The sequence below is a fragment of the Acuticoccus sp. MNP-M23 genome (assembly GCF_031195445.1).
Taxonomy (GTDB): Bacteria; Pseudomonadota; Alphaproteobacteria; order Rhizobiales; family Amorphaceae; genus Acuticoccus.
This window is the reverse complement of the sequence record NZ_CP133480.1, coordinates 4,560,303-4,584,191: the sequence shown is the minus strand read 5'-3', so window position 1 is coordinate 4,584,191 and position 23,889 is coordinate 4,560,303. Positions and strand designations below refer to the sequence as shown.

General features: G+C 65.3%; 19 protein-coding genes. 12 read left to right on the top strand and 7 right to left on the bottom strand.

Going from position 1 to position 23,889, the window contains the following annotated elements:
* Window positions 1–8 precede the first annotated feature (8 nt).
* The 3 genes from RDV64_RS21100 (at window position 9) to RDV64_RS21090 (ending at window position 3,576) form a co-directional block, all read left to right on the top strand.
* Window positions 9–2,441, top strand: coding sequence for a glycogen/starch/alpha-glucan phosphorylase (locus tag RDV64_RS21100; RefSeq protein ID WP_309196942.1), 2,433 nt, complete (start codon window positions 9–11; stop codon window positions 2,439–2,441).
* A 210-nt stretch (window positions 2,442–2,651) separates the two neighbouring features.
* Complete coding sequence (locus tag RDV64_RS21095) at window positions 2,652–3,041, top strand: hypothetical protein (protein ID WP_309196941.1); 390 nt, start codon at window positions 2,652–2,654, stop codon at window positions 3,039–3,041.
* A gap of 49 nt (window positions 3,042–3,090) precedes the next feature.
* Window positions 3,091–3,576 carry a type II toxin-antitoxin system antitoxin SocA domain-containing protein gene (locus RDV64_RS21090; protein WP_309196940.1) on the top strand — a complete coding sequence of 162 codons (486 nt, stop codon included), beginning with the start codon at window positions 3,091–3,093 and terminating at the stop codon, window positions 3,574–3,576.
* A gap of 362 nt (window positions 3,577–3,938) precedes the next feature.
* Here the strand turns inward: RDV64_RS21090 and RDV64_RS21085 are convergent, their stop codons facing one another.
* Window positions 3,939–4,901, bottom strand: a complete 963-nt coding sequence (locus RDV64_RS21085; RefSeq protein ID WP_309196939.1) for an IS1595 family transposase — start codon at window positions 4,899–4,901, stop codon at window positions 3,939–3,941.
* A 105-nt stretch (window positions 4,902–5,006) separates the two neighbouring features.
* On the opposite strand from RDV64_RS21085, the gene RDV64_RS21080 reads away from it, so the two are divergent.
* Window positions 5,007–5,234, top strand: coding sequence for a DUF6471 domain-containing protein (locus RDV64_RS21080; protein ID WP_309196938.1), 228 nt, complete (start codon window positions 5,007–5,009; stop codon window positions 5,232–5,234).
* A 2-nt stretch (window positions 5,235–5,236) separates the two neighbouring features.
* Window positions 5,237–6,118: a hypothetical protein gene (locus tag RDV64_RS21075; protein WP_309196937.1), complete on the top strand. Its 882-nt coding sequence runs from the start codon at window positions 5,237–5,239 to the stop codon at window positions 6,116–6,118.
* Between the two features lie 214 nt (window positions 6,119–6,332).
* On the opposite strand, the gene RDV64_RS21070 is transcribed toward RDV64_RS21075, so the two are convergent.
* The 3 genes from RDV64_RS21070 to RDV64_RS21060 are packed head-to-tail and all read right to left on the bottom strand — an operon-like array spanning window position 6,333 to window position 8,492.
* A complete protein-coding gene (locus tag RDV64_RS21070) occupies window positions 6,333–6,977 on the bottom strand; it encodes an HD family hydrolase (RefSeq protein WP_309196936.1) in 645 nt (214 codons plus the stop codon).
* Window positions 6,967–7,770, bottom strand: coding sequence for a folate-binding protein (locus RDV64_RS21065; protein WP_309196935.1), 804 nt, complete (start codon window positions 7,768–7,770; stop codon window positions 6,967–6,969). Before RDV64_RS21065 ends, RDV64_RS21070 begins: the two co-directional genes overlap by 11 nt.
* Before the next feature lie 5 nt (window positions 7,771–7,775).
* Complete coding sequence (locus RDV64_RS21060; protein WP_309196934.1) at window positions 7,776–8,492, bottom strand: hypothetical protein; 717 nt, start codon at window positions 8,490–8,492, stop codon at window positions 7,776–7,778.
* Between the two features lie 160 nt (window positions 8,493–8,652).
* Here RDV64_RS21060 and RDV64_RS21055 point away from each other — a divergent pair, with 160 nt between their 5' ends.
* Window positions 8,653–9,255 (top strand): LysE family transporter, encoded by a 603-nt coding sequence (locus RDV64_RS21055; protein ID WP_309196933.1) that lies wholly within the window; start codon window positions 8,653–8,655, stop codon window positions 9,253–9,255.
* A 1-nt stretch (window position 9,256) separates the two neighbouring features.
* The gene (locus tag RDV64_RS21050; protein WP_309196932.1) at window positions 9,257–9,958 is read left to right on the top strand and encodes an SOS response-associated peptidase; all 702 of its coding nucleotides are present in this window, start codon (window positions 9,257–9,259) and stop codon (window positions 9,956–9,958) included.
* On the opposite strand, the gene RDV64_RS21045 is transcribed toward RDV64_RS21050, so the two are convergent.
* Window positions 9,959–11,413, bottom strand: a complete 1,455-nt coding sequence (locus RDV64_RS21045; RefSeq protein WP_309196931.1) for an FAD-binding oxidoreductase — start codon at window positions 11,411–11,413, stop codon at window positions 9,959–9,961. It lies immediately after the preceding gene.
* A 107-nt stretch (window positions 11,414–11,520) separates the two neighbouring features.
* Between RDV64_RS21045 and fabI the strand changes: the two genes are divergently transcribed.
* The 3 genes from fabI to aroC are packed head-to-tail and all read left to right on the top strand — an operon-like array spanning window position 11,521 to window position 14,064.
* The gene (fabI, locus tag RDV64_RS21040) at window positions 11,521–12,351 is read left to right on the top strand and encodes an enoyl-ACP reductase FabI (RefSeq protein WP_309196930.1); all 831 of its coding nucleotides are present in this window, start codon (window positions 11,521–11,523) and stop codon (window positions 12,349–12,351) included.
* The gene (locus tag RDV64_RS21035; RefSeq protein WP_309196929.1) at window positions 12,351–12,953 is read left to right on the top strand and encodes a histidine phosphatase family protein; all 603 of its coding nucleotides are present in this window, start codon (window positions 12,351–12,353) and stop codon (window positions 12,951–12,953) included. Before fabI ends, RDV64_RS21035 begins: the two co-directional genes overlap by 1 nt.
* 10 nt (window positions 12,954–12,963) lie before the next feature.
* Window positions 12,964–14,064, top strand: a complete 1,101-nt coding sequence (gene aroC, locus RDV64_RS21030) for a chorismate synthase (protein ID WP_309196928.1) — start codon at window positions 12,964–12,966, stop codon at window positions 14,062–14,064.
* Between the two features lie 32 nt (window positions 14,065–14,096).
* On the opposite strand, the gene RDV64_RS21025 is transcribed toward aroC, so the two are convergent.
* On the bottom strand, window positions 14,097–15,476 hold the full coding sequence (locus RDV64_RS21025) for an acetamidase/formamidase family protein (protein ID WP_309196927.1): 1,380 nt from the start codon (window positions 15,474–15,476) through the stop codon (window positions 14,097–14,099).
* Between the two features lie 213 nt (window positions 15,477–15,689).
* On the opposite strand from RDV64_RS21025, the gene ribB reads away from it, so the two are divergent.
* Both ribB and RDV64_RS21015 read left to right on the top strand, forming a co-directional pair.
* On the top strand, window positions 15,690–16,772 hold the full coding sequence (gene ribB / locus RDV64_RS21020; RefSeq protein WP_309196926.1) for a 3,4-dihydroxy-2-butanone-4-phosphate synthase: 1,083 nt from the start codon (window positions 15,690–15,692) through the stop codon (window positions 16,770–16,772).
* Entirely contained in the window at window positions 16,772–17,335 is a 564-nt protein-coding gene (locus RDV64_RS21015; RefSeq protein ID WP_309196925.1) for a hypothetical protein, read from the top strand. The genes ribB and RDV64_RS21015 overlap by 1 nt, the downstream gene beginning before the upstream one ends.
* 283 nt (window positions 17,336–17,618) lie before the next feature.
* Here RDV64_RS21015 and RDV64_RS21010 read toward each other — a convergent pair whose 3' ends face one another.
* A complete protein-coding gene (locus RDV64_RS21010) occupies window positions 17,619–23,714 on the bottom strand; it encodes a hypothetical protein (protein ID WP_309196924.1) in 6,096 nt (2,031 codons plus the stop codon).
* Between the last annotated feature and the right edge of the window lie 175 nt (window positions 23,715–23,889).

The window sequence follows — 23,889 nt, the reverse complement described above, 5'->3', positions numbered from 1 at the left end:
CTTCTCCGATGGACGACTTCAGCATCACCGATTTCGCCAGCGCGCGGACGGCCGGTGCCGATGCGCTGCGCAAGCGCATCGAGCACCATCTGGTGTTCTCTTTCGGCAAGGACCGCAATGCTGCGCAGCTGACGGACTGGCGCCTTGCCCTGTCGCGCGCAATCCGTGACGAGGTGGTGGTGCCGTGGTTCGAGACCACAAGGCGCGTCTACCGGCAGGACGGCAAGCGGGTCTATTATCTCTCGCTGGAGTTCCTGATCGGGCGTCTTCTCCATGATGCCACGGTCAACCTCGGCCTTGAGGACAAGGCGCGCGCTGCGATGGAATCCATCGGCATCGACTATGACCGCGTGGTGCTGGACGAACCGGATGCAGCCCTTGGCAATGGCGGCCTTGGCCGGCTGGCGGCGTGTTTCATGGATTCCATGGCCTCCATCGGCCTTCCGGCGTATGGATACGGCATCCGCTACGACCACGGGCTGTTCCGTCAGGGTTTCGACCATGGCTGGCAGACCGAGGAGGCAGAGGACTGGCTGGCCCAGTCGCACGTGTTCGAGTTCGAACGGGCGGAGGCTGCCATCCCCGTGGGGTATGGCGGCGAGGTGGTGCCGGGGTCCGGTGACAGCGCCAGATGGAACCCGGCCGAAACGGTGATCGCGGCGGCCTACGACACGCCGATCCCCGGCTGGCAGGGCAAGTGGGTCAACACCTTGCGCCTGTGGGCCGCCCAGCCCACACGGGCGTTCGAGCTGTCCGCCTTCAACCGGGGCGAACATGTGGCGGCGGCAACGCCCGCCATCCTGGCGCGCACGATCAGCCGCGTTCTTTATCCGGACGATTCGACCCCGCAGGGGCGCGAGCTGCGGCTGCGACAGGAATATTTCTTCACTGCCGCGTCGCTGCGCGACATTCTGCGCCGGTTCGAAAAGCAATATGGTGACCTGTCGTTGCTGCCCCACAAGGTGGCAATCCAGCTCAACGATACCCATCCCGCCATTGCCGGTCCCGAGCTGATCCGCCTTCTGGTGGACGAGCGCGGTCTCTCCTTCGATGCCGCCTATGACATCGCGTCCGGCTGCCTCAACTACACCAACCACACCTTGATGCCCGAAGCGCTGGAGCGCTGGTCCTATGACCTGATGCGCCATGTGCTGCCGCGCCATATCGGCCTGATCGAGCGGATCGACGAGCGCCATGCCAGCGACTGCGCGGCGAAGGGGCGCACGATCAGCGCCGATGTCCGCGCCATCGACCATGGCGAGGTCCGCATGGGCAATCTCGCCTTCATCATGGCACGCCGGGTCAACGGGGTTTCCGCGCTCCATACCGAGCTCGTCAAGCAGACGGTGTTCGGCGAACTGAACGATCTGCATCCGGACCGCGTGGTCAACGAGACCAACGGCGTCACCCCGCGCCGGTGGCTCTACAGCTGCAACCCGCCCCTTCGTACGCTTCTGCTGGACACGATCGGCGACCGCTGGATCAGCGATCTGGAAGCCCTTGAAGCGGTCGCGCCATATGCCGACGACGCTGCGTTCCGCGAGCGGTTCGCCGCCGCCAAGCGGGACAACAAGCGCCGCCTCAGCGACTTCATCGCCCGCCGCTCCGGTGTCGCCATCGACCCGGACGCGATGTTCGATGTCCAGATCAAGCGGCTCCACGAATACAAGCGGCAGCTCCTCAACATTCTGGAGACCGTCGCGCTTTACAATGAAATGAAGCGCAACCCTGCGGCAGACTGGACCCCCCGCGTAAAGATGTTCGGCGGCAAGGCGGCGCCGGGCTACCAGATGGCCAAGCTCATCATCAAGCTTATCAACGATGTGGCCGCTGTGGTGAACACGGATGAAAGCCTGGACGGGCGGCTGCGCATCGTGTTCCCGGCCAACTACAATGTTTCCATGGCCGAGCGCCTGATCCCGGCCGCGAACCTTTCCGAGCAGATCTCCACGGCTGGGATGGAAGCGTCCGGCACCGGAAACATGAAGTTTGCCCTCAACGGCGCGCTCACCATCGGCACCCTGGATGGCGCCAATGTGGAGATTGCCGAACGGGTGGGGCCGGAGAACATCTTCATCTTCGGCCTCAACACCGGCGAGGTGGCGGCGCTGCGCGGGCACTACAACCCCGGCGAATTCATAGAGAACTCACCACGCCTGCGCGAAGTCCTCGGCCAGATCGAAACCGGCGCCTTCTCGCCGGACGATCCGGGTCGCTTCCACCAGCTCACCGACAATCTCCGCCATCAGGACTGGTTCATGCTGTGCGCGGATTTCGACGCCTATTTCGATGCCCAGCGCCGGGTCGACGCGGCATGGAAGGACCCGGCTGCATGGGTGCGAAGCGCAATTCTCAACACGGCGCGGTCGGGCTGGTTCTCGTCCGACCGCACCATCCGCGGCTATGCCCGGGACATCTGGGGCGCTGACCCTTCGGCCTGATCCGGCGCCATGACCGGACGCCGCTGCGCGCCGGCTTTCTTGTTGGCAAGGCGAGGGATTTCCTCCCTCGCGCACCCTCCATCTCGCCGATGCGGCCTTCGGTAGCAAACGCACCAAGCAGAAAGCCCCGGAAACGCTTACCCTTGGCGCATGACCATACGCCGCCACAGATTCCAGACGAAGTGCTTTGGCCCGACCATCAACGGGATAATGACGAAGCGTGCCGAGCTATACCGGACGCGGCAAGAAGCCCGTGCCGCCCTGGTGGAGTTGGACGACGACATTGCCGCGATGGACCGCACGTTGCGCATCCTCGGCTATGAGCATGACCCCGACGACGCCATGCCCACCGTGGCGCAGAACCCCATGTTCAAGCGCGGGCAACTGCGGCGGCTGATATACACGACGCTGCGCGAGGCAGGGCCGCTGTCATGCCGGCAGATCGCGGAGCGCATCAGCGGGGCCGACGGCAAGGAGTTGAGCGCCGTCGCCAAGCGGGTGGATCGGTCGCTGTACAAGGCGTTTCAGCGTGGGCAGTTGCAGCGGCAGAAGGCGCGGACGGGGGAATGGGTGTGGTTTGGCGGTGGCATTGAAAATTAAGTCTTGACTCCCTATCGTGATTCGCAAGCCATCTTTGGAGTAACTAATCGTGCCGCATGATTCAGCTGCAATCGCGAATGAATTTCTTCGTCTTGCAAACGCGGAAGGCAATGGCCTGACGCAGATGCAGCTGCAAAAGCTTGTATACATCGCGCACGGATGGTCCCTGGCGCTGTTGGGGACCCCTCTGGTTAACGATAGGATTGAGGCGTGGGACTACGGTCCAGTCATCCCGAGCCTGCGCGCAGAGCTTCGCAGTTACGGCAGGAGCGCCGTCAGCGAGCCGATCCGGAAGAGGGGACTCGGTTGGGCGCCCAAGACTGTATCATCGAATCTCTCCGATGATGAGGTCGCGCTTATCCAGCGAGTTTACCAATCTTACGGCCATATGAGTGGTGAAACTCTCTCTCGGATAACGCATAAACGTGAAACCCCTTGGAGTAATGCGTTTAGCCGCGGGCAGAATACAACCATTAGTGACGATGAAATCGTTCGCCATTACAAGTCACTTATTAGCAACCGCAATGCCACGTAGGGCTGATATATTTGACGCAATTAAGAAGGTCGCGCAAGAGCAAGAATCTAAGGCAGCTGAAGAAGGCCATAGTCTAGCTTTTTCGCTTGAGGCAAATGACGCGGAGCTTGCTAAGCTTACGGAAGATTTAGCGGAAATTAAGTATAACCGCAGTGCGCGAGCTAGAAATCAGAAATTTGTGGAACGATGCCTAGCTATATATGCGCTAGGTGTGTTCGTAATTTTGTTATTGAGCGGCTTTAAAATCGGTGGCTTTATATTAGCGGACGGGGTGCTAATAACGCTCGTCGGTAGTACAGCGGCATCCGTTATAGGATTAGCAGTTATTGTGAGCCGCGGTGTTTTCGGCGGGGCGACATCACCTACCGCTGCCAGTACCCAGCCCAAGCCCGGCTCACCGGCGAAGTGAGCGCGTTGCGCAGCGTCTTCCGGAAAGCGGTACCGTTGTCCACGCGGCGGTTGTCTTCCTTCCAAGCGGCCTCGTTGGCGTATTGGTAGAGGTACTGCGCGGACACGCCGTGGTGCTGCCCGACAACCATGCGACGCAGGCGGGAGAAGAACGATTCAACCTGATTGGTGCAGCTCTCAGGGGTGCTGTAGGCGATGGAGTGGTTGATGCGGCCGACCGTCCAGCCAGCATGCAGGCGATCCCAATGGGAAGCCTCGTCAGCGTGCATCGTCGCCATGCGGGACACGATGTGCTGCGCGATGTCCACGCCTTCGCCTTCCTCGCGGCAGATGAACGGGACCACGCGCCCGCCGCGCTCACGGAAGGCGACCACGACGCGGCGCTTGCCGGTCTGATGCTCTTTCAGGCGGCGGTCAACGCGATCCTTCTTTTCGTTCGCCGGGCGAATGTGACCGCCGAAGTAGGCGCCATCGACTTCAACGTCACCTTCAAGCGGGGTCTCCTGGTCAATCTCAGCGGACAGCGCCTCACGCAGCTTGTGAGCCAGCACGAAGGCCGTCTTGTACTGGACGCAGAGGTCACGGGAGAGCTGGAGCGCGAACACGCCCTTCACCGCGTTCACGAAGATTGCGATGGCGCCGAGAAGGTCGGTGAAGTCCATCTTGCGGCTGGCGAAGATCGTGCCGCTGGTGACGCTGAACTGGTGGCGGCACTCAGCCTGACGGCACTTGAACTTGCGGCGGGTGGTGATGCTGTAGGCTTCAACTGAACCGCAGCGCGGGCACACCGGCTTGCCGTCGTTCTCAGACCAGCGGATCGCGCAGAACGTCTCGTATGCCTTCTCTTCGCCAGCCCTGTAGATGTCCTTCAGGCGAAGGGTGCGGGCCGATGCGGAGAGGAGGAAGTGCTGTGCCATTTGTCTGTCTCTGCGTTACCTATGTAACGTATGTAGTACGTTGACGTACTAGAGACAAGGGCATACGTATCGCAAACGTCACTTTTATCGCGAGGACGATGCGGCATGGCAGAGCGGACAGACTGGGAAGCCCGCGTGGCGAACCTTCTAAAGGCGGAGTTGAAGAGGAAGGGTGTGACCTACAGCCAGCTTGTCGAAAAGCTGGCTGAGATCGGCGTTGAGGAAAAAGAGGTTAACGTGCGAAACAAGCTATCGCGCGGGAAGTTCACCGCTGCGTTTATGGCGCAGTGCTATGAAGCCATTGGATCTAATTCGATCCGATTAGTTGATTAAACGTGGACCGCAAGACGCTAAAGGCACTAGCAATTGTCGTACTGTGTGTGTTTGTGCCAATCGCAACCTTGACGATTGCCATTCTATACGAGGCTTGGTCCAAGCAGGATGGCGTAGCAGTAGGCGGAAGCCGCCAAGCCAGCGACCAACATTCCCCATCCGTAGGTCCAACGGAAGAACAGCGCGAGTCCGACCCCGGCGCCCGCGCCAATAAAGCCTACAACGAACAACAATTTGACGATGAGCGGGACTGGCGCGATCTTGCGGCTCAGGAGTCGATGGCTCGCGCCGCGGATTTGATGCTGTGGATTACAGGCGCGACTCTGGCTGCCACTGTCGCGGCAGTGTTTTTTGCCGGATGGGCAGCTCGTGCCACAGACCGCACCGCCAGAATTACCCGCGAAATTGGGGTCGCCCAGACGCGCGCCTATATCGGCGTTCCAGAAGTTACAGCTGTGGTCCGCGATATCGACGGAATCGGGCAAACAATTTCTGTTATAGTGACTTTGGGCAATACCGGCCAATCGCCAGCTATTAACACTAGATTCGAAGTTACCCTTAGCTGCCCAAGCGTATTCCCGACGCTTTTTATTATGGGGCGGAGGCTTGTTTACGGAAGGGACATAACAGCTGGCGAGCGCGGGGTTGAGATGTTGCGAAAAGAAAACTTCCCGATTCCCAAGGGGATGAAGGGGAATTATCCGGGCGACCACCCGATCTTTAGGGTTAATGGTGAAATCGAGTATGACACGGTATTTGAAACAGTGCCCGCGACCATTTTTGAATTCTCGGTCGACCTCGTCTATCCGCCCAACGAAGTGACGGGCCGCCTGCGCGTGCGTCCCAGCGCTGGCCTCACTCACCCAGACCCCAAGAACAACTAGCGCCCACATCACTGCCGCACCCTTGGTGCGCTTGCTACCTAACACCGCGCCGATGGGCAGGGGTTCAGGCCATTCAGCTGCTTCGCATCTGCCTGTTCTGATCCCCTTTGCCAGCGTTGGGCGGCCCGCGACGGCGTCAAGGTGCCGTCCTCGCCATGCTCGCCTTCGGCTGTGCGTGGCTCCGGGCGGCGCCTTGACCCCGCCGCAGGCCTTGTCAGACCGCTGCGGTGCCGGCTTCCAGAGCCTCGAAGCGGGCGAGGAACCGGTCCGCCGCCTCGCCGGTCGGCCAGGGCGTCAGAAGCGGGGCAAAGCGTTCCGGCTCAATGGCGGGGCGGCCGAAGATGGCGTCGGCCTCGGCCGGTGTGAAGCCGGCTCTTGCCGTGGCTTCGAGGTGGGCGGCAATGCGGTCGGCTGCCTTGATGGCCGCCTTGCGCGCCCCGGACGGATCAGCCGGGACGGAGAACCGGAGGAAAATCGCCGCTTCCAGCCGGTGTTCGACGCTTTTGTAGGATTCGCCGATAGCCGCCTTGAAGGGGGAGATGAGATCGCCGACGACGTATTCCGGGGCGTCGTGGAGGAGGGCGGCAAGGCTTTCCATCGGGGTTGGTGCGGACGTGATTGCGGGCATCAGCGCCTCCACCAGCAAGGAGTGCTGCGCCACGGAAAAAGGCCAGTCGCCCGTGGTCTGGCCGTTCCAGCGCGAGACGCGCGCAAGGCCGTGCGCAATGTCGCGGATCTCGATGTCGAGCGGCGAGGGGTCCAGGATATTGAGGCGGCGGCCGGACAGCATGCGCTGCCAGGCGCGGTCCGGCGCCTCTGCTGCCCGGCGGGTGCGCCGCGGTCTGGCGCTAGGCCTCATCGCTGCCTGCCGTGCGGCCGAGCACGAACGGGGCGCCGGGGGGCGGGGCGAGGCTGAGCGCTCTGCCGTCCGCTTCTGCCGTCCCGTCGGTTCGATCGATCCGGATCAGCGCAAGTCCGCTGTCGCCGTCGCTGACGCCCATCCGGCCGACGGCGCGGCCATCCAGCGTCAGCGCGGTGCCGGGGGCGGGCAGGGGCGCCTTGCCCGAAACCAGCACCGTGCGGCGGCGGGCGGTGCCGCGGTGGCGCATTCGGGAGACCACCTCCTGGCCGACAAAGCAGCCCTTGTGGAAGTCGACGCCGCCGGTGAGGTCCATGTTGGCATCGTGGGGAAAGGCGTCACCCAGCGGAAAGTCGATCACGGCGTCCGGCACGCCGGCGCTGATACGCGCGCGGGTGTAGGCGCTGAGCGCGTCGCCTTGCGGTGCCGCATCGGCGGTGAGGAGGCGGTTGAGGAGGTTGGAGCCGCGGGGGTCGGCAATGCCTTCGTCCGCCGAGATGGCAACGTGCTCGCCCGTCAGCGCAACGTCCACCGCGGCGCGCAGCTTGTACATGGTGAGACGGCGGACAAGGTCGTCGGCAGCCTCTGCCGGCACGTCCAGCGCGAAGCCGTTGCCGCGGCGAAAGACCATCATGTCGGTGAGGATCTTGCCCTGGGGGGAGAGGAGCGCGCCGTAGGCAAGGGCACCGTCTTCCAGGCTCTCGACCTGGACGGTGAGGAGTCCGTCCAGAAAACGGGCACTGTCTGCGCCGGAAACGGAGATGACGCTGCGGCCGGGAAGGGCGGAAATCATGGCGGTTACTCGATGTCACCGGCGCTGAAGTAGCGCACGCGGCCGTCGGGTGCGATCCCGACGCGGTAGAAGGTGTAGCGCCCCTGCCGCTGGATTTCCTCCACGTCGGCCGAGGTGAGGATGCGGTAGACGTCCACCATGTGGGGCGGCTCCAGCGCATCCAGCGGAACCTCCGCAAAGTAGGGCCACACATAGGTCAGCGTCGACCCCTTGCCGACCGCGACGTGGCCGCTCTCCAGGATTTCCGCCAGAATCGCCAGGATCTCCCGGCCTTCGTCATCGCCGGACTGGAGGCGCAGCGCCTCCACCGCGGCCGGCATGTCGCCGTAGCCGCCGACGATGGGGGCAACGCGCTGGCTGGCGAAGATCTCGCGCAGCGCATCGATCTCGCCGCTCATTGCGGCGGCCAGCAGCGCGGTGCGGGCGGCTGCCACGGCGGGCGGCAGGTCGGTCTCGCCGGTGCGCAGGTCCGCAAGTCCGGCGCGGGGCTCCCGTGGCACATGCGTTGCATCATAATCGGCAGAATGCCCGTCGAATTCCTCCCCACCATCTTGTGCCGGCAAAATGCTTTCCGTCGCTCCGCCGGGCGCGGTGTCCAGCGTGAACGGCAATGTTGCGCCGGATCGGGGGGCATCGGCCCCGGTGTCGAGCTCGACTTCGGGCGAGTAGGCGAGCGCTGGAGCGGATGCTGCTGCGATTGCTCCCACAAAAGACAGAACCAATAGTGGTCTGCGGGGGTTGGGCAATGGGGAGTAGAAACTCCGTGCGCAATCGCGCAGTCTCCCCACCCTGCGCCGCAACGGCGACAGTCCTCTTGCAGACGGAAATGCCAAATTGACGCCCCTTGCGTTCATCGCTCTCGGGATTCTCGGGGGTGTTTTTGTGACGGCCCCGCTTGGTCCGGTCAATGTTCTGATCATGCAGCGCGCTTTGCGTTACGGGTTCGTGTCGGGCCTTGGCGCCGGCGTGGGTGCTGCGCTTGCCGACGTGGTGTTTGCCAGTGCCGCCGCCTTTTCGGTCTCCACCGTCAGCGGCTTCATCGAAGGGCATTCGCGCATCATCCAGCTGGTCGGCGGGCTGATTGTGGGGTTCATCGGTGCGCGCATCCTGTGGCGCCAGCCGGGGTTTGACAAGCCGCTGCCCGAAGAGACGCGGCGTCGCAGCGCGGCCGAAATGTCGGTGGGCACGTTCTTTCTCACCATCTCCAACCCCGCCACCATCTTCGGCTTCGTGGCCTATTTCAGTGCGCTCGGAGAGTGGGCGCCGGACAAGGGCGACTATGTGGGCACGGGGCAGATGGTGCTGGGCGTCGCCATCGGGACGCTGGGGTGGTGGTGCGTCCTGTCCGGCGCCGTGACCAAGATGCGCGTGCGCCTCAACGAGACGATGATTGCCAAGTTCAACGTGATTGCCGGGGCGCTTCTCCTCGGCTTCGGTGCGCTTATATTGGGGCGGCTTTCGGTGACGTATTTCGAGGTGATCTGACATGTGCGGCCGCTTCCAGCTGACCATCCCGCTGGAGATGATGCGGGAGATCTTTGCGGTGGCCAATGACACCGCGCCCTATCCGCCGCGCTACAACATTGCGCCGACGCAGCCGGTGCATGTGGTGCGCTCGGTGCCGGGCGGGCGCGCAGTGACCTTGATGCGGTGGGGCCTTTTGCCGCCGTTCGTCAAAGACCCGAAGGATTTTCCCCTCGTCATCAACGGCCGGTCGGAAACGGCGGCGGAAAAGCCCACCTTCCGCAACGCGCTGCGGCGGCGCCGGGCGCTGCTTCCCGCAACTGGTTTTTACGAATGGTTGCGCGAAGACAACGGGAAGCAGCCCTTTTTCTTCGAGCCGGAGGCCCCCATCGCCCTTGCCGGTTTGTGGGAAACCTGGATGGGTCCCGATGGCGAGGAGCTGGACACTGTCGCGGTGCTGACCGCAGCTGCCGAAGGCGTCCCGGCAGAGTATCACGACCGGATGCCGCTCACCGTCCCGCGCAAGAATTTTGGCGACTGGCTGGACCCTGCCAACGACCAGGGCGAGAAGGCGCTCCTCCTGACCGAGAAGGCCGCGTTCACCGCGCGCCCCGTCTCGCGAAAACTGTCCAACGCCCGCAACGAGGGGCAAGCGCTGATGACGCCCGATGCGCCCGAACCGCCGGCTCCCCCGAAGGACGAGGAGGAGCCGCGGCTCCTCTGACTATTCCAGAGGCAGGATGCGGCCGGGGTTCATCCGGCCGTCCGGGTCGAGCGCGGACTTGATCTTGCGCATCATCTCCAGCTCCAGCGGGCTGCGCACGGTGGGGACCAGCTTTGCCTTCAGCCGGCCGACGCCGTGTTCGGCCGCAATGGAGCCGTGGTGCTTGGCGACCACCGCGTGGACTGCGGTGTTCAGCTTGTCCCATTGGGCAAGGAAGGCGTCCTTGTCGGCGCCTTCGGGCTGGGTGAAATTGAAGTGGATATTGCCGTCGCCCAGGTGGCCGAACGGCACCGGGCGGCAGCCGGGGATCGCCTCCAGCGCCGCCGCCGTGCCTTCGGCCAGAAAGGCGGGCAGGGCGTGGATCGGCACTGAAACGTCGTGCTTGATCGAGCCGCCCTCAAAGCTCTGCACTTCGGACAGAAGCTCGCGCAGGCGCCAGAAATCGGCAGCCTCGGCAATGGACTGGGCCACCAGCGCATCGTTGGCAACACCTGCCTCATAGGCCGCCATCAGCGCGGTTTCCAGCGGCTCGCGCATGGGGCGGTCGGGCGAGAAGGTGCTGGCCTCGATCAGCACCACCCATTCGGGGATCGTCTCGAACGGGTTGCGGGTGCCGGCCCCGTGGCGCAGCACCATCTCGATGCCGAATTTGGGGATCAGCTCGAACGCGGTGATCGCCTCGCCCAGCGTCGACTGCACCATGCCGAGCAGCGTGAGCGCGGCGGCAGGGTCCGCAACGCCCACCATCGCAACGTCCCGCGCAGTTGGCAGCGGGCGCAGCTTGAGCATGGCGCGGGTGACGAGGCCAAGCGTCCCTTCGGCGCCGATGAAAAGGTGCTTGAGGTCGTAGCCGGTGTTGTCCTTGCGCAGGGCACGAAGGCCATTCCAGACGCGGCCGTCCGCCAGCACAACTTCGAGGCCCAGCACCTGGTCGCGCATGTTGCCATAGGCCAGCACGCCCGTGCCGCCGGCGTTGGTGGAGATCAGTCCGCCAATCCGCGCCGAGCCCTCGGAGGCAAGGGAGAGGGGGAACAGCCGGCCGGCCTCTTCGGCAGCCGACTGAACGTCGGCCAGGATCGTGCCTGCGCCGCACAGGAGCGTGTTGCCGGCGGGATCGACGGTTTCGATTTTCGTCAGCCGGTCGGTGGAGATCAAAAGCTCCTCGCCCGATTCGGACGGCATCTGCCCGCCCACCAGGCCGGTGTTGCCCGACTGCGGCACGATGGCCACACCAAATTTGGCGGCAAGGCGAAGCGCGGTGGCGACGCCTTCGGTGTCGGCCGGCCGCACCACAAAGGGCGTCGCCCCGTGGTAAAGATGGCGCCATTCGGTGAGGTAGGGCTGCATCGCGTCACGGTCCGTCACCAGCGCGCTGTCGCCGAGCTCCGCGGAGAGAGCCTTGCGCAGAGCGTCGAAGTCGGGCTTGTCGGTTGGGATGTGTGACGTGATGGACATGGGCTTGGCTCTTAACTCGTGGTCAATCTTGCGAGGGAGGAGGGTGATGGCTATGACGGCACCCATTAGGGCATATCTTCGGCCCCGTCCCAAAAGGTTGGATTTCCATGACTATTGACTCCGGCATTCTCGCGGGAAAGCGCGGTCTGATCCTCGGAGTCGCGAACAACCGGTCGATCGCGTGGGGAATCGCGAAGGCCGTGGCGGATCACGGCGCCAAGCTCGGCCTCACCTACCAGGGTGATGCGCTGAGAAAGCGCGTTGAGCCGCTCGCCGCGACCCTTGATGCCGACGTGTTCGGCCACCTAGACGTCACCGACCCGGCCTCCATGGACGCCGTGTTCGACCGCGTGAAGCAGGAATGGGGCGGTCTCGACTTTATCGTCCACGCCATCGCCTTCTCCGACAAGAACGAGCTGACCGGCCGGTTCATCGACACGTCCGCCGACAATTTCCACAAGTCGCTCGCAATCTCCTGCTACTCGTTCGTCGACATCGCGCGCCGCGCGGAGCCGCTGATGAACGAGGGCGGCTCGATGCTGACGCTCACCTATTACGGCGCCGAAAAGGTGATGCCGCACTACAACGTGATGGGCGTTGCCAAGGCCGCTCTCGAAGCGTCCGTGCGCTATCTCGCCGCCGATCTTGGCCCCCGCGGCATCCGCGTCAACGCCCTGTCGGCCGGCCCGATCAAGACGCTGGCCGCCTCCGGCATCGGCGACTTCCGCTACATTCTCAAATGGAACGAGTACAACGCGCCGATGCGCCGCACCGTCACCATCGAGGAAGTGGGGAGCGCCGCGTCCTATCTCGTGTCGCCGATGTCGTCGGCCGTCACCGGTGAAGTGCACCACGCTGATTCGGGCTACCACGTCGTCGGCATGAAGGCCGTGGACGCGCCGGACATCACCAAGGCGGTCGCGGAAGACAAGAGCTGATGCTGCCACAGGGCGTGCGCCTCATCCACCTCAGGCACGGTGAAACGGACTGGAACGTGGAAGGGCGCCTCCAGGGCCAGCTCGACATTCCGCTCAACGACACCGGGCGCGGCCAGGCGCATCGCAACGGCCGTACCCTGCGCGACTGGCTGGCCGCGGAGGGGATTGCGCCGGACACGCTCGACTTCGTGGCCTCGCCGCTGTCGCGCTCGTGCGAGACGATGACCATCGCCCGCACCGAGCTCGGCCTCGATGGCAACTTTGCCACCGACGATCGGCTGAAGGAGATCGCGTTCGGCGAATGGTCCGGCTTCACCTACGAGGAGCTGAAAGAGGGCGGCCAACGCGAGCTGGTGAAGGCGCGCAAGAAGGACAAATGGGCGTTCCGGCCCCCCGGCGGCGAGACCTATGGCGAGCTTGCCAGCCGCATTGGCGCGTGGCTCGAAACCATTGAGCGCGACACCGTTGCCGTCACCCACGGCGGGGTGTTTCGCGTGCTACACGGCCACCTGTGCGACCGGCCGTGGCACGAGGTGCCGGGCCTGCCTGCGCCGCAGGACCGGTTCTCGGTGTTTGCGGACGGCACCGTCGCGCTGATCTAGAAGGGCGCCCATGTCGCACAACACGTTCGGCCACCTCTTCCGCCTCACCACCTTCGGCGAGAGCCATGGCCCCATGATCGGCGGCGTGGTGGACGGTTGCCCTCCCGGCATCGTCCTGTCGCTGGCGGCAATCCAGGCCGAGATGGACAAGCGCCGCCCCGGCCAGTCCCGCCACACCACCCAGCGCCGCGAACCGGACACCGTGCGGCTCGTCTCCGGCGTGCTGGACACGGACGACGGGCTGGTGACCACCGGCACGCCGATCACGGTGCTGATCGAGAACGTGGACCAGCGCTCCAAGGACTACACCAACATTGCCGAGCGCTACCGCCCCGGCCATGCCGACTATACCTACGACGCCAAATATGGCCTGCGCGACTATCGCGGCGGCGGGCGCTCCTCCGCCCGCGAGACCGCCGTGCGGGTCGCTGCCGGCGCCATCGCCCGCGCCGTGGTGCCCGGCGTAACAATCCGCGGCGCGCTGGTGGAGATGGGCGGCGACCGTGCCGAGGCGCGTCAGTGGGACGCCGTGCGCACCAACGATTTCTTCTGCCCCGACCCCGATGCCGCGCGCCGATGGGAGGCAAGGCTCGACGCTGCCCGCAAGGCCGGCTCGTCTCTGGGTGCCGTCGTGGAGGTGGAGGCGTCCGGCGTTCCGGTGGGGTGGGGCGCGCCTCTCTACGGCAAGCTCGATCAGGATCTCGCCAGCGCCATGATGTCCATCAATGCCGTGAAGGGCGTGGAGATCGGCGAGGGCTTCAACGCTGCCCGCCTCTCCGGCGAGGAGAACGCAGACGAGATGCGGATGGGCGCGGACGGGCCTGCGTTCCAGTCCAACAAGGCGGGCGGTGTGCTCGGCGGCATTTCAAGCGGTGCGCCTGTGGTGGTGCGCTTTGCGGTGAAGCCGACGTCCTCGATCCACACCGCGCGCCGCTCGGTCACCCGCGCCGGGGCGGAGGTCGACGTGTCCACCACCGGCCGGCACGACCCCTGTGTCGGCATTCGTGCCGTGCCCGTGGGCGAGGCGATGATGGCGCTGGTTCTGGCGGACCATTTCCTGCGGCACCGGGCGCAGACCGGACGCGGCGGCCCGGTCTGGCCAATCGTCTGAAGCGGCCGGGCGTGTCTGCCCGGCCTTGATGCTCAGCGGCCCGCGAAGACGGCCTTGTCGAGCACGCCATGGACGCCGAAATTGCCGTCCACCACCTGCGTGACGCCAAAGTCTGTCGCGACCGACATCAGCGAGATCGCCTCGTCTTCCGAAAGCCCGTAGTTGGTCATCATGAAGGTGCGCATCTTGCGGAACGCATCCCGCATCGCAAGGTCCACTGACGACTTCGAGTAGATCTCGCTTTGGGCCGTGTCCCCCAGTTCGGCGAGATAGTCGGGATAGGAGAAGCCGTGGACGACATATTCGCCGGCGGTTTCCAGTAGCGGAAAGTCGAGCCCTTCCACCGGGGTGCCTTCGAGGTCGGCGGCCTTGTGGAGGGTGACACGCACCAGCCCCGTCAGCGAGGTCTCGATGGCGGTGCCGGCAAGCTCTGAATCGCCCTGCGCCGCATGCGGATCACCGGCTGACAGCAGCGCGCCCTCAACCGCGATGGGGTAGTACATTGTCCCGCCGGGGCCGACGCGCCAGTTGTCGATGTTGCCGCCGAACGAGGACGGCGGGATCGAATCGACAAAGTCAGGCCCCGCCGGTGCAACGCCCATGGTGCCGAAGTGCGGGCGGATCGGCACGCGCACGCCTTCCAGCACTTCATGGTTTTCTTCCACGGTCGAATGGTCGACCGGCACGCCGGGGTAGTCGATCAGTTCGTGGACCACGCCGTCGGGGTCGGTCTGCGGTGTCCAGCGGAAGCTGTAGGCGGCCTTCGCCCAGTTCTCGTCACCAGTGGCGTCGAGTTCATAAATGGTGATGACTTCGCGCGGCTTCGGCTCTTCGATCATGTCGTTGTAGTGGTAGCCCCACCACGCGGCGGCATTGGAGCCGAAGGTGCGGCCGGCATAGTCCGGGTTGCCGGACGGGCGTGGCGCGAGGTCGAGGATGTCGACCTGAAGGACGTCGCCGGGCTCGGCGCCGCACACATAGATCGGGCCGGTGAGGATGTGAACGCCGAAGCCTTCACCCGCGCCGCGGCCGTGGATCGAGGCGTCCATCGGTCCTGCGCCGCGCCGCTCCACGCCCTTTTTGCCGGGCTCCCAGGCGAACACGCTCTCGGCGCCGGGGTCGCCCTCCACCATCCGCGATGCATCGTCGTAGGCGTGGTGGGTCAGCGTCTCGATGGTGACGAGGTCGCCGGACCTGATGACGGCGGACGGCTCCAGCCCCTTGGAGAAGTAGCCCCAGTGCACGGTATCGGCGCTGGCGGGAATTGTGTGGTGGCTGGCGGTTTCGGCGGTCGCCCCGCACGCTTCGGGCGGTGTGCCCTGTGCATTGGCATGCCCTGTGGCAAGGACGCCGGTCATCAGTGCGATCACGCAAGTGGACCGCATGAGGCCGGAAGTTGAGGTCTGTTTCATTGGTCTCTCTTTCTTGGTCGCAAGAATATTTGCAAAAGAGAGGCCACGATGACCGGGGGGCGGCCGCACGGCCGGATCGGGGCACGGCCTGCGCTCTCGCGCGTCTCGACTGTCGATCTGAGGCGTGCCGGCGGGCGCCGGGGCAATCTGGCGCTTGGCACCGTGGCGCGCTATCGCCTATGTCGAGCCAGTGCTTGGTCGAAAGGGTTCATTTTGAGCGACGTGAACACACGGGTGGCGGCGGCATTGCGCGCCTTCGAACGCGGTGAGCTGGTGGTCGTCACCGACGACGACGACCGGGAGAATGAGGGCGACCTCATCTGCGCAGCCTCCCTCGCCACCCCGGAAATGATGGCGCTGATGGTGCGCCACACCTCCGGGATCATCTGTGCGCCGATGACGCGGGACGCGGCCCGCCGACTGCACCTTGCCCCCATGGTCGCCGACAATGACGCGCCGCTCGCAACGGCTTTCACGGTCTCGGTCGACGTCAAGCACGGGCTCAACACGGGCATTTCGGCGGAGGAGCGCACCAACACCGTGCGCAGCCTTGCCAACCCCAATTCCGGCGCCAGCGATTTCGTGCGCCCCGGCCACGTCTTTCCGCTGGTGGCACGGGACGGGGGCCTGCTGATCCGCTCCGGTCACACGGAAGCTGCGGTGGACCTTTGCCGCCTGTGCGGGCTGCCGGAGGTTGGTGTCCTGTCCGAGCTCGTCAACGATGACGGGACCGTCATGCGCGGGCCGCAGGTGAGCGAATTTGCAAGGACGCACGGGCTGGCCGAGGTTTCGGTCAACGACCTGATTGCCTGGCGCCAGCGGACCGAACGGCTGGTCGAGCGGGTGGTGGACGAAACGCGCACGCTCGCGGGTGGCACGGCGCGGGTCGTCTCCTACGCCACAAGGTTCGACCCGATGCAGCACGTCGCCATTGTGGTTGGCGACATTCGCGACGGGGCGGACGTTCTCGTTCGCATCATGCGCGAGTCTGTGGTGGAGGACATTCTGGGTGAAGCGGCGCCCAGGCGGATGCTCGACCGCATCTTCGCCGACGGGCGCGGTGTGATGATCTACCTGCGCGACGGGGCGACCGGCGTTGCGGCTGCCGACCCGGACGAGGGCCACGAAAGTGCGCAAAGCCGCGAGCGCGAATGGCGCGATGTCGGCCTCGGCGCCCAGATCCTGCGCGACCTTGGCGTCAATTCCATCGTTCTGCTGGCCTCACAGGATCGCCGTTACGTGGGGCTGGAAGGGTTCGGCATCACCATCACGGGCACCAAGTCGGTGGACGGCTGATGGACGCGCAGGTTCCGTTCCCGGGCAGCGGTGGCGGCGGTGGCGACGGCAACGGTGAGGGCGGTGTGCCGAAGGCCTTCGCCGTAGGATACCGGCCCCATACCGGCGACATGATGGTCTATGGCGGCGCGATGATGACGCTGGTGGGGGTTCTGGCGGCGGTGGTCCACGGCTCGCCCGTGTTCTTCATCGCCAGCATCGTCGGTTCGCTCTGCGCGCTGTACTTCCATCCGACCCTCGACCTGAACACGCCTCAGCTCGGTGCCGACACCGAGGGCATCTTCATCGCCCGTTTCGGGATGATCCCGTGGAGCGAGATCGCCGAAATCGGTGTCCGGCACCGGGCGCTTCGCACGATGCATCTGTCGACGCTGATCGTGCAGACCCGGCGGCCGCTGAAGGAGGCGATCGCCGTGCCGGACCGGATCGGGCTCCTCGGACGGCTGTGCGCAGCCAACGCCCGCCGCAAGGGCGGCGCCATCCACGTGACGCTGCATACGCTGGGGCTGCCGGCTGATGCCATCGGCGCGCGCCTCGCAGCCCTCCAGGCCGCCAGCCACTGAAACGCATTGTGCAGCGGCGGCGGGCCGGTTCGTCTGGCGCGGCCATCATCGCACATTGGTTCTGCCTTTCGGCTGTTGCGACGCGCATTGATCCGCCCGTGCCGAGGTTCGGGATACTCCGTTTTTGATTTTCTCAGACTTAGGCCGGCGTTCCGACTGACGCTTCGCGGGTTCGACCAGGCCCATCAAGGCGCAGCCTGCGGGCTGTGATGATGCTTCAACAAAAAAAAGGCGGCGCTTCGGGGCGCCGCCTTTTTCGTGTCTTCCGCGCTGGTCCGGCTGATCAGGCGAGGCGGCCCGCCGCGTGCGCCAGAAGCGTGTAGAGCTTGCCGTCTTCGCTCATCAGCGTGTCGCGGCGGCGGCGGCCGGAGGTGTCGGCCCGGCCGGCATCCCCGATCACGATCTCGAACTCGTCCACATACCGGTCGACCTCGCTGCGGAAGTCGCGGTCGCGCTGGTAACGGCGGCGCACGTCTTCGAAGGTCTGCTGCCCGTCGAGGGTGTAGAGCTGACGCGAGAAGATCTGCCGCTCGCCGCGGTTGAAGCGCGCCCAAAGGTCCCGGTAGACGCCGTCTTCAACCGCTTTGGCGGCGGAGCGGGCGAGCCGTGAGATACCGTTGCCATCGGCGGGACGGGCACTGTCCTGCGCGTCGTCGACATGGCGGCCGCGGCCGTTGGTGGCCGGCGCTTCGGCCTCTGCAAAGCGGGTGCGGCCGTTGGGTTCGGCGCGGCGCATTTCGGTGCGCTCGCGGCGGCGGGCAACGGCGTCGGTGTTGGCCTCGATGGGCTCGCCGCCGCCAGTGTGGCGCGCAACTATGGCACCAAGCTCACGCACCGCATCCAGCTGGTCGGTGACGGCGCGGCGCAGTGCATCGGCATTCTGCACCGTCTCGTCCGGCAGTTCGAGCACGGAGCGTTCCAGCGCGTTCCGGGTGGTCTCGAACTCTTCCTGCACCGAGCGGGCCGACTGACGCATCTCTTCGGTTGCCTCGGTGAACCGCTTGGCCACCTGCTGCAGGGCCTCGACCATGTCGGCGGCGACGGCCTCGTTGGTCAGGCGCAGATCCTCGCGGATCCGGTCCGCATCGGCGCTTGCCGCCTCGTGGAAACCGGCAAGCTGGGGGCCGATGGCGCTGGATGCCTCTTCCAGCGTGCGCTCCAGAAGATGACGCGCATCGTGGGCCCGCTCTTCGGTCGAGCGGAGCTGGGCATCCACCTGCTCGGTGAAGGCGCGCATCAGGCTGTCCACTTCTTCGGACTTGCCCATCAGCGTGGTCGACAGCTCTTCCAGCCCGCGGCGGCGGTTTTCCATCCGCTCGTCAAAGGTGGAAGCGTCCTGGTCGAACCTGTCGACGGAGGCGGCGAGGAACTTGCTGTCCCGCTCGATCCGGTCCGCAATGGCCGAAAGATCACGGAGCGAGGCATCCGAAGTGTCGCGCAGCTGCGAGGCCTGGCGTGCCATTTCCTCGGCCGTCCGGTCGGTGTCGGCCAGCGAGCGGTCGAGCACAGCCTTCAGGTCGTCACCGCGGGTGGCAAGATTGCCCTCCATGTCGGCGAGCGTGGCACCGACCGAGCCCAGCATCTCGTGGAGCGACTTGTTGGTGTCCTCCACCCGCGACAGGGTGCCGCCGAGCTCGTCGATCAGGGCACGGTGCGTTTCGCGAAGTTCCGAGATGGCGTTGCCACCACGCTCCGCCAGGGCGTTGAGGAACTGGTCGCCATGCTCGTCGATGACGACGCGCAGGTCCGACAGGCTCGCCGCCGCATCACGGGCCACCACCTGCATCGCCTCCGTGGTGCGCGAGCCTTCCTCGGCCAATGCATGGTGGGCGTGCTTCATGGTCTCGGTGATCTGGTTGCGGGTGTTCTCTGTCCGCTCGTCGATCATGCCGAGAAGCTGGTCGAGCGCATCGACCATCGCCTCCTGCATCAGCTTGCCGCCGGATGCGACCTCGCCGGACATGGATGCCATGGTCTCGGCCAGCATCCGGTTGACCGCACTGGTCTCCTCGGAAAGCTGCGTGGAGATTTCGCGCATCGGGTCGAGCACATCGCGGCGGGCAGCGTCGACGCTTTCGCGCAACGAGACCTGGGCGCGCTGGCCCTCGGCGCTGAGGCCGTCCGAGACCGTCTCCACCGCATCGCGGGTGAGGGCGGTGATTTCGTCGAGCCGGGCTGCGAAGGCATCGTTGATGGTCGCCTGACCATCGGACAGGACGGTGGAGATGGAGCGGGCGCGCTCCACCAGAGCCTGCGAGACTTTCTCCACGCGGCCGTCCAGCGCATCTTCCATGGCGTCCAGCCGCTCGGTGAGAACGGTGGCCACCTCGGCAGCGTGCGTGGTGAGCGCGCTGACCACTTCGGTGGAGCGCTCGTTGACGAGCTCGTCGTAGCGGGAAATCGCTTCGGTGAGCTCGCCGGAGACAGGCACCGCACGGTCTTCGATCAGCGCGCTGAGGCGGGAGATGTCGCCCGCAATCGTATCGCGGATCGTGTCGACACGGGCGGCGAACGCATTGGCCTCGTTGTCGAGACTGACGCGGATGGAATCGCCGCGCTCTGCGATGATGTCGGCGATGGAGCCGGCGGAGCGGTTGATTTCCTCGGCAGCGCTGGCTGCGCGGTCCGTTACGGCGTTGGCGATCTCGGCGCCGGCGCGGGCCAGGGTCTCGGCAATCTCGCCGCTATGGCGGCGCATGGCGCCGGAAATGTCCTGCGCGCTGTCGCCGAGCGTGGTGCGGGCAATCTCCGTCTGCTCGCGCATGTTCTCCTGGAAGGCCTCGGTGGAGGACCGCAGCAGTGCGTCCAGCGACGCGCCTTCGGTGACGATCGCCTTCTCGATGCGCTCGGCAGTCCCCTCGATGCGCAGCGCAAGGTCTGCGCCGTCGCCGGTGAGGGATTGCGCGATGGCACCCTGGAAGCCCTCAAGCCGTTCGCTGAAGCTGTCGATCCTGAGGCCGATGTCTTCCACGAGGCTGGAGCCGGACCCGGCGACCACATCGGCCACGCGGTCGACCTCGCCGGAGATGCGCTCCACCAGCGTGTCGGTGCGCGTCGCAAGCTGGTTGCCGGCCACCTCGGTCCCTTCGGTGAAGGTGCGGTCCAGTGCCTCGTTGAAGGAGATCAGAGTCTTCTCGAAGGTGCTGGCGTGGCTCATGAAGCTCTCTTCAAGGAGCTGCTGACGCTCCTTGAGGAGGTTTTCGGAGCGGTCGGCCTGGGTGAGCAGGGTTTCGGACAGGGCGGTGGATGTCTGCGCCACGGCGTCGGTCAGACGGTCGCCAAGGGCGCCCATGGAGCTTTCGATCTGGTCGATCTGGGCCAGCACCGAATCCTGCAGCTGGGTGGAGGTGCCCTGAAGCGATTCGCTCATCCGGTCGGACAGGTGGGAAAGCCGCTCCTCGGATTCGTTCATCCGGCCGTCGAAGCTTTCCAGCATCGCCGTGGTGGTGGACTGGACGGTGCCCGACAGCGTCTCCGACAGGATGTGCAGGCGCTGCTCCATATCGTCGACCTGGCGGCCGATGGTGTCGCTGAACTGGTTGGAGGCACTGCCCAGAACATCGGTCAGGCGGTCGCCCAGCGTGTTGAGGGTCACCTCGATCTGGTCGGCGCGGGTGATCAGCGTGTCGCTCATCGCGCCGGACGAGGTGGTGATGGCATCAGTCAGACGATCGCCGAGGACGCCGAGGGTGGACGAAACCTGGTCCACCTGGGTGATGAGCTGGTTGGACAGCTCTTCGGAGGCGCCTGCGATGGCGCTGGCGGCAATGGAGCCACCCTGGGCGATGGTGGCGTCCAGCTCGCCGACCTTGGATTCCAGCGAGGCGACCACCCGCGAGGCGGTCTCGGTCATCCGCTCGTCGACCATTGTGGCCCGCAGCGTGATGGTCTCGCCGGCGCGTTCGGCGCTGTCGGCCACTTCGCGTTCCATGATCGACATGCGCTCGCCCACCGTGGTGGAGATGTGCTGCGATGCGGCGTCGACGCGTCCGTCGATCTCGCTGAGGCGGCCCTCGATCATGCCGCCGATGCGCGAAGCGGCATCGGACAGCGTGGTGTCGAGGTGGGTGAGGCTGTTGGTGACGACGCCCGTGAGGTTCTCGCCGGCCAGCGCCATCTGGTCGGTGACGAGGGTGAGGCGGGCGCCAACCTCGTTTTCCAGGGTCTGCGATGCCGTGACGAGGGTGGACTCGATGGTGGCGAGCCGCTCGTCGACGATGGTGACCACCTCTTCGGAGGCGCGGGTGAGGGTGGTGTCGATGCTCGCGAGCTGCTGGTCGAACGTGGCGGTCAGCGTCTCGTTGGCGCGCGTCAGCTCGGTGGTGACCGCACCGGAGCGCTCCGACATGGTGTTGATCAGCGTCTCGGACGTGCGGCGCATCGTCCCGTCGGCTTCGCCAAGATGCGTCTCGACGCTTTCGATCAGCTCGCGCGAGGAGCGCTCAAGCGTTCCGTCGATGCCGGCCATGGAGGTTTCGACCAGGCTTGCGAAGGTTTCGGACGCGCCGGTGATGATGTTCTCGATGGCTTCCAGCCGCTCGTCGAGCGTGGAGGTGAGATTTTCGGCAGCATAGGACACCGTGGTGTCCACGGTGTTCATCCGGTCCTCGACCACGTTGCTGAGGCGCTCGACCGACATGTTGACGGTGCCGTCCAGCGCGCCCATGCGGGCGGTGATGGTGTCGTCGAACTTGTTGCTGGCTTCGGTGATGACACCGGCGAGGCGTTCCATCTTCTCGTCCAGCGTGATGGTCAGCGTGCCGTTCACCTCGTTGATGGCATTCGAGACGTCCTCGCCAGCTGACATCAGCACCTTGGTGACGTCCTCGGCGCGCTCCAGGACCGTGTCGGCCATGGACGAGCTGGTGGCGGTGAAGCTCTCGGTCATTGCGGCGGTGCGGTCGGCGAGGGTGTCGACCATCTCCTGGCCGACGCGGCCGAACTCGTCGGTGATTTCCTTGGACTGGCCGACGATCGAGTCGATCAGGATGTCCGACGTGGAGCGGATCGTCTCGGACGCGGAGCCTGCTTCGGCCTGAAGGCTGCCAACCAGATATTCCGCAGTGGAGCGGATCGTTTCAACGGTCTGGCCGGTTTCGGAGTGGAGGCTGCCCACCAGCGTCTCGGAAGCGGACTTGACCGCAGCGATGGTCGCCTCGGACTGGTCGTTGATGGCGTTGATCAGCGCTTCGACGAAGTGCTGCAGGGCGTCGGCCTGGGTCTGGCTGACGGTTTCGAGGCGGCCGGCCACGTCGGTGCCGGTGGAGGTGAGGCGCTGCTCCAGCTCCTGGGCGCGGTCGAGCAGCTTGGTGACGAAATCGTCGCCGGTGTTGGCGAACGAATCGAGCAGGGCCTGACCGGATGAATTCAGGTTCTCGGTGATCCGGGTGCGTTCGGTCTCGAAGCTGGTGCCGATCTTGCCGGTGGTTTCGGTCAGGCTTTCCAGCACGGTGGTGCGCAACTCGCCGATGAGGGCGGCGAGGCCGGTTTTCGCAGCGTCCAGCTCGTCGCGCATCTTGTCGGAGTTGGCCATGAGCATCTGGCGCTCGGCCACGAGCTCTTCGAAGAGGGCGCGGATCTTGGCCTCGTGGTCACCGTACGAGCGCTCCAGCGCTGCGACTTCGCGGTGGACGAGCACTTCGAGTTCGGAGGCACGCTCCAGCGCCTGCTCGATGCCGTCGCTCATGCCGGCGACTTCGCGGCGGATTGCCTGGCCAACGGTGGCGACGCCTTCGCTGGCGTTGACCTCCGGCTCGGTGAGGCGGCGCGCGATCTCGCCCATGGACTGGGCGCTGAGCTGCAATTCGTGGGAACGGCGCGACATCGACGCAATCATCATGAAGAGGATGATGGGAGCGATGGTGGCCGCAATGACCGCAAAGGCGGCGGGGGAGGTGGCGAACGCCAGAAGGCCGGTGGAACTGGCGGCGACGAAGAAGATGGTGGCGCCGAGGGCAGCCCACACCAGCGAGGCGAAGAACGCGACGCCGAACGTGGCGGCACCGCGGCGCCTGCCTTCGGCCGAAGCTTCGGCGAAGCGGGCGCGATCGTCATTGGCGGCCGATTTCTGGCGTGCTGCGATCCGGTTGCGGCGGCGACGCAGGCGCGACTGGGGCGAGGCATCCGGCGCATCGTTGGCAGGGGTCAGCGCATCGTCCGCATCGTCCGCATCGTCCGCGTGGATTGGACCGGAATCGCCCACGGATGGGCCGATCAGGTCGTCTCCGAGCAGCGCATCGTCGATTTTGCGGGCAAGGTTGCCTTCCTCCGCGTCCACGGGATCGAGATTGAACTTCAGCGCTTTCTCGACGGCTGTCAGCGCTGCATCAGAAGCATCAGAGCCGGGTGCTTCCGAAGAGCGGGTCGGGTCAGTGGCCATGTTCATCGCCTCAGTGGATACGCTACATCGCGTCGAACGACATTGTTCGCCGCCGGGATGGTGCCTAGCCCCAGGACAGGCACCGGTTGTTTACACAAGCTGTCTGCGGCATTCGCGCTGCTGGCAAGGAGCGCCACAGTCAGTCGTTAACAAATCGCTAATGCCATACTCTAGA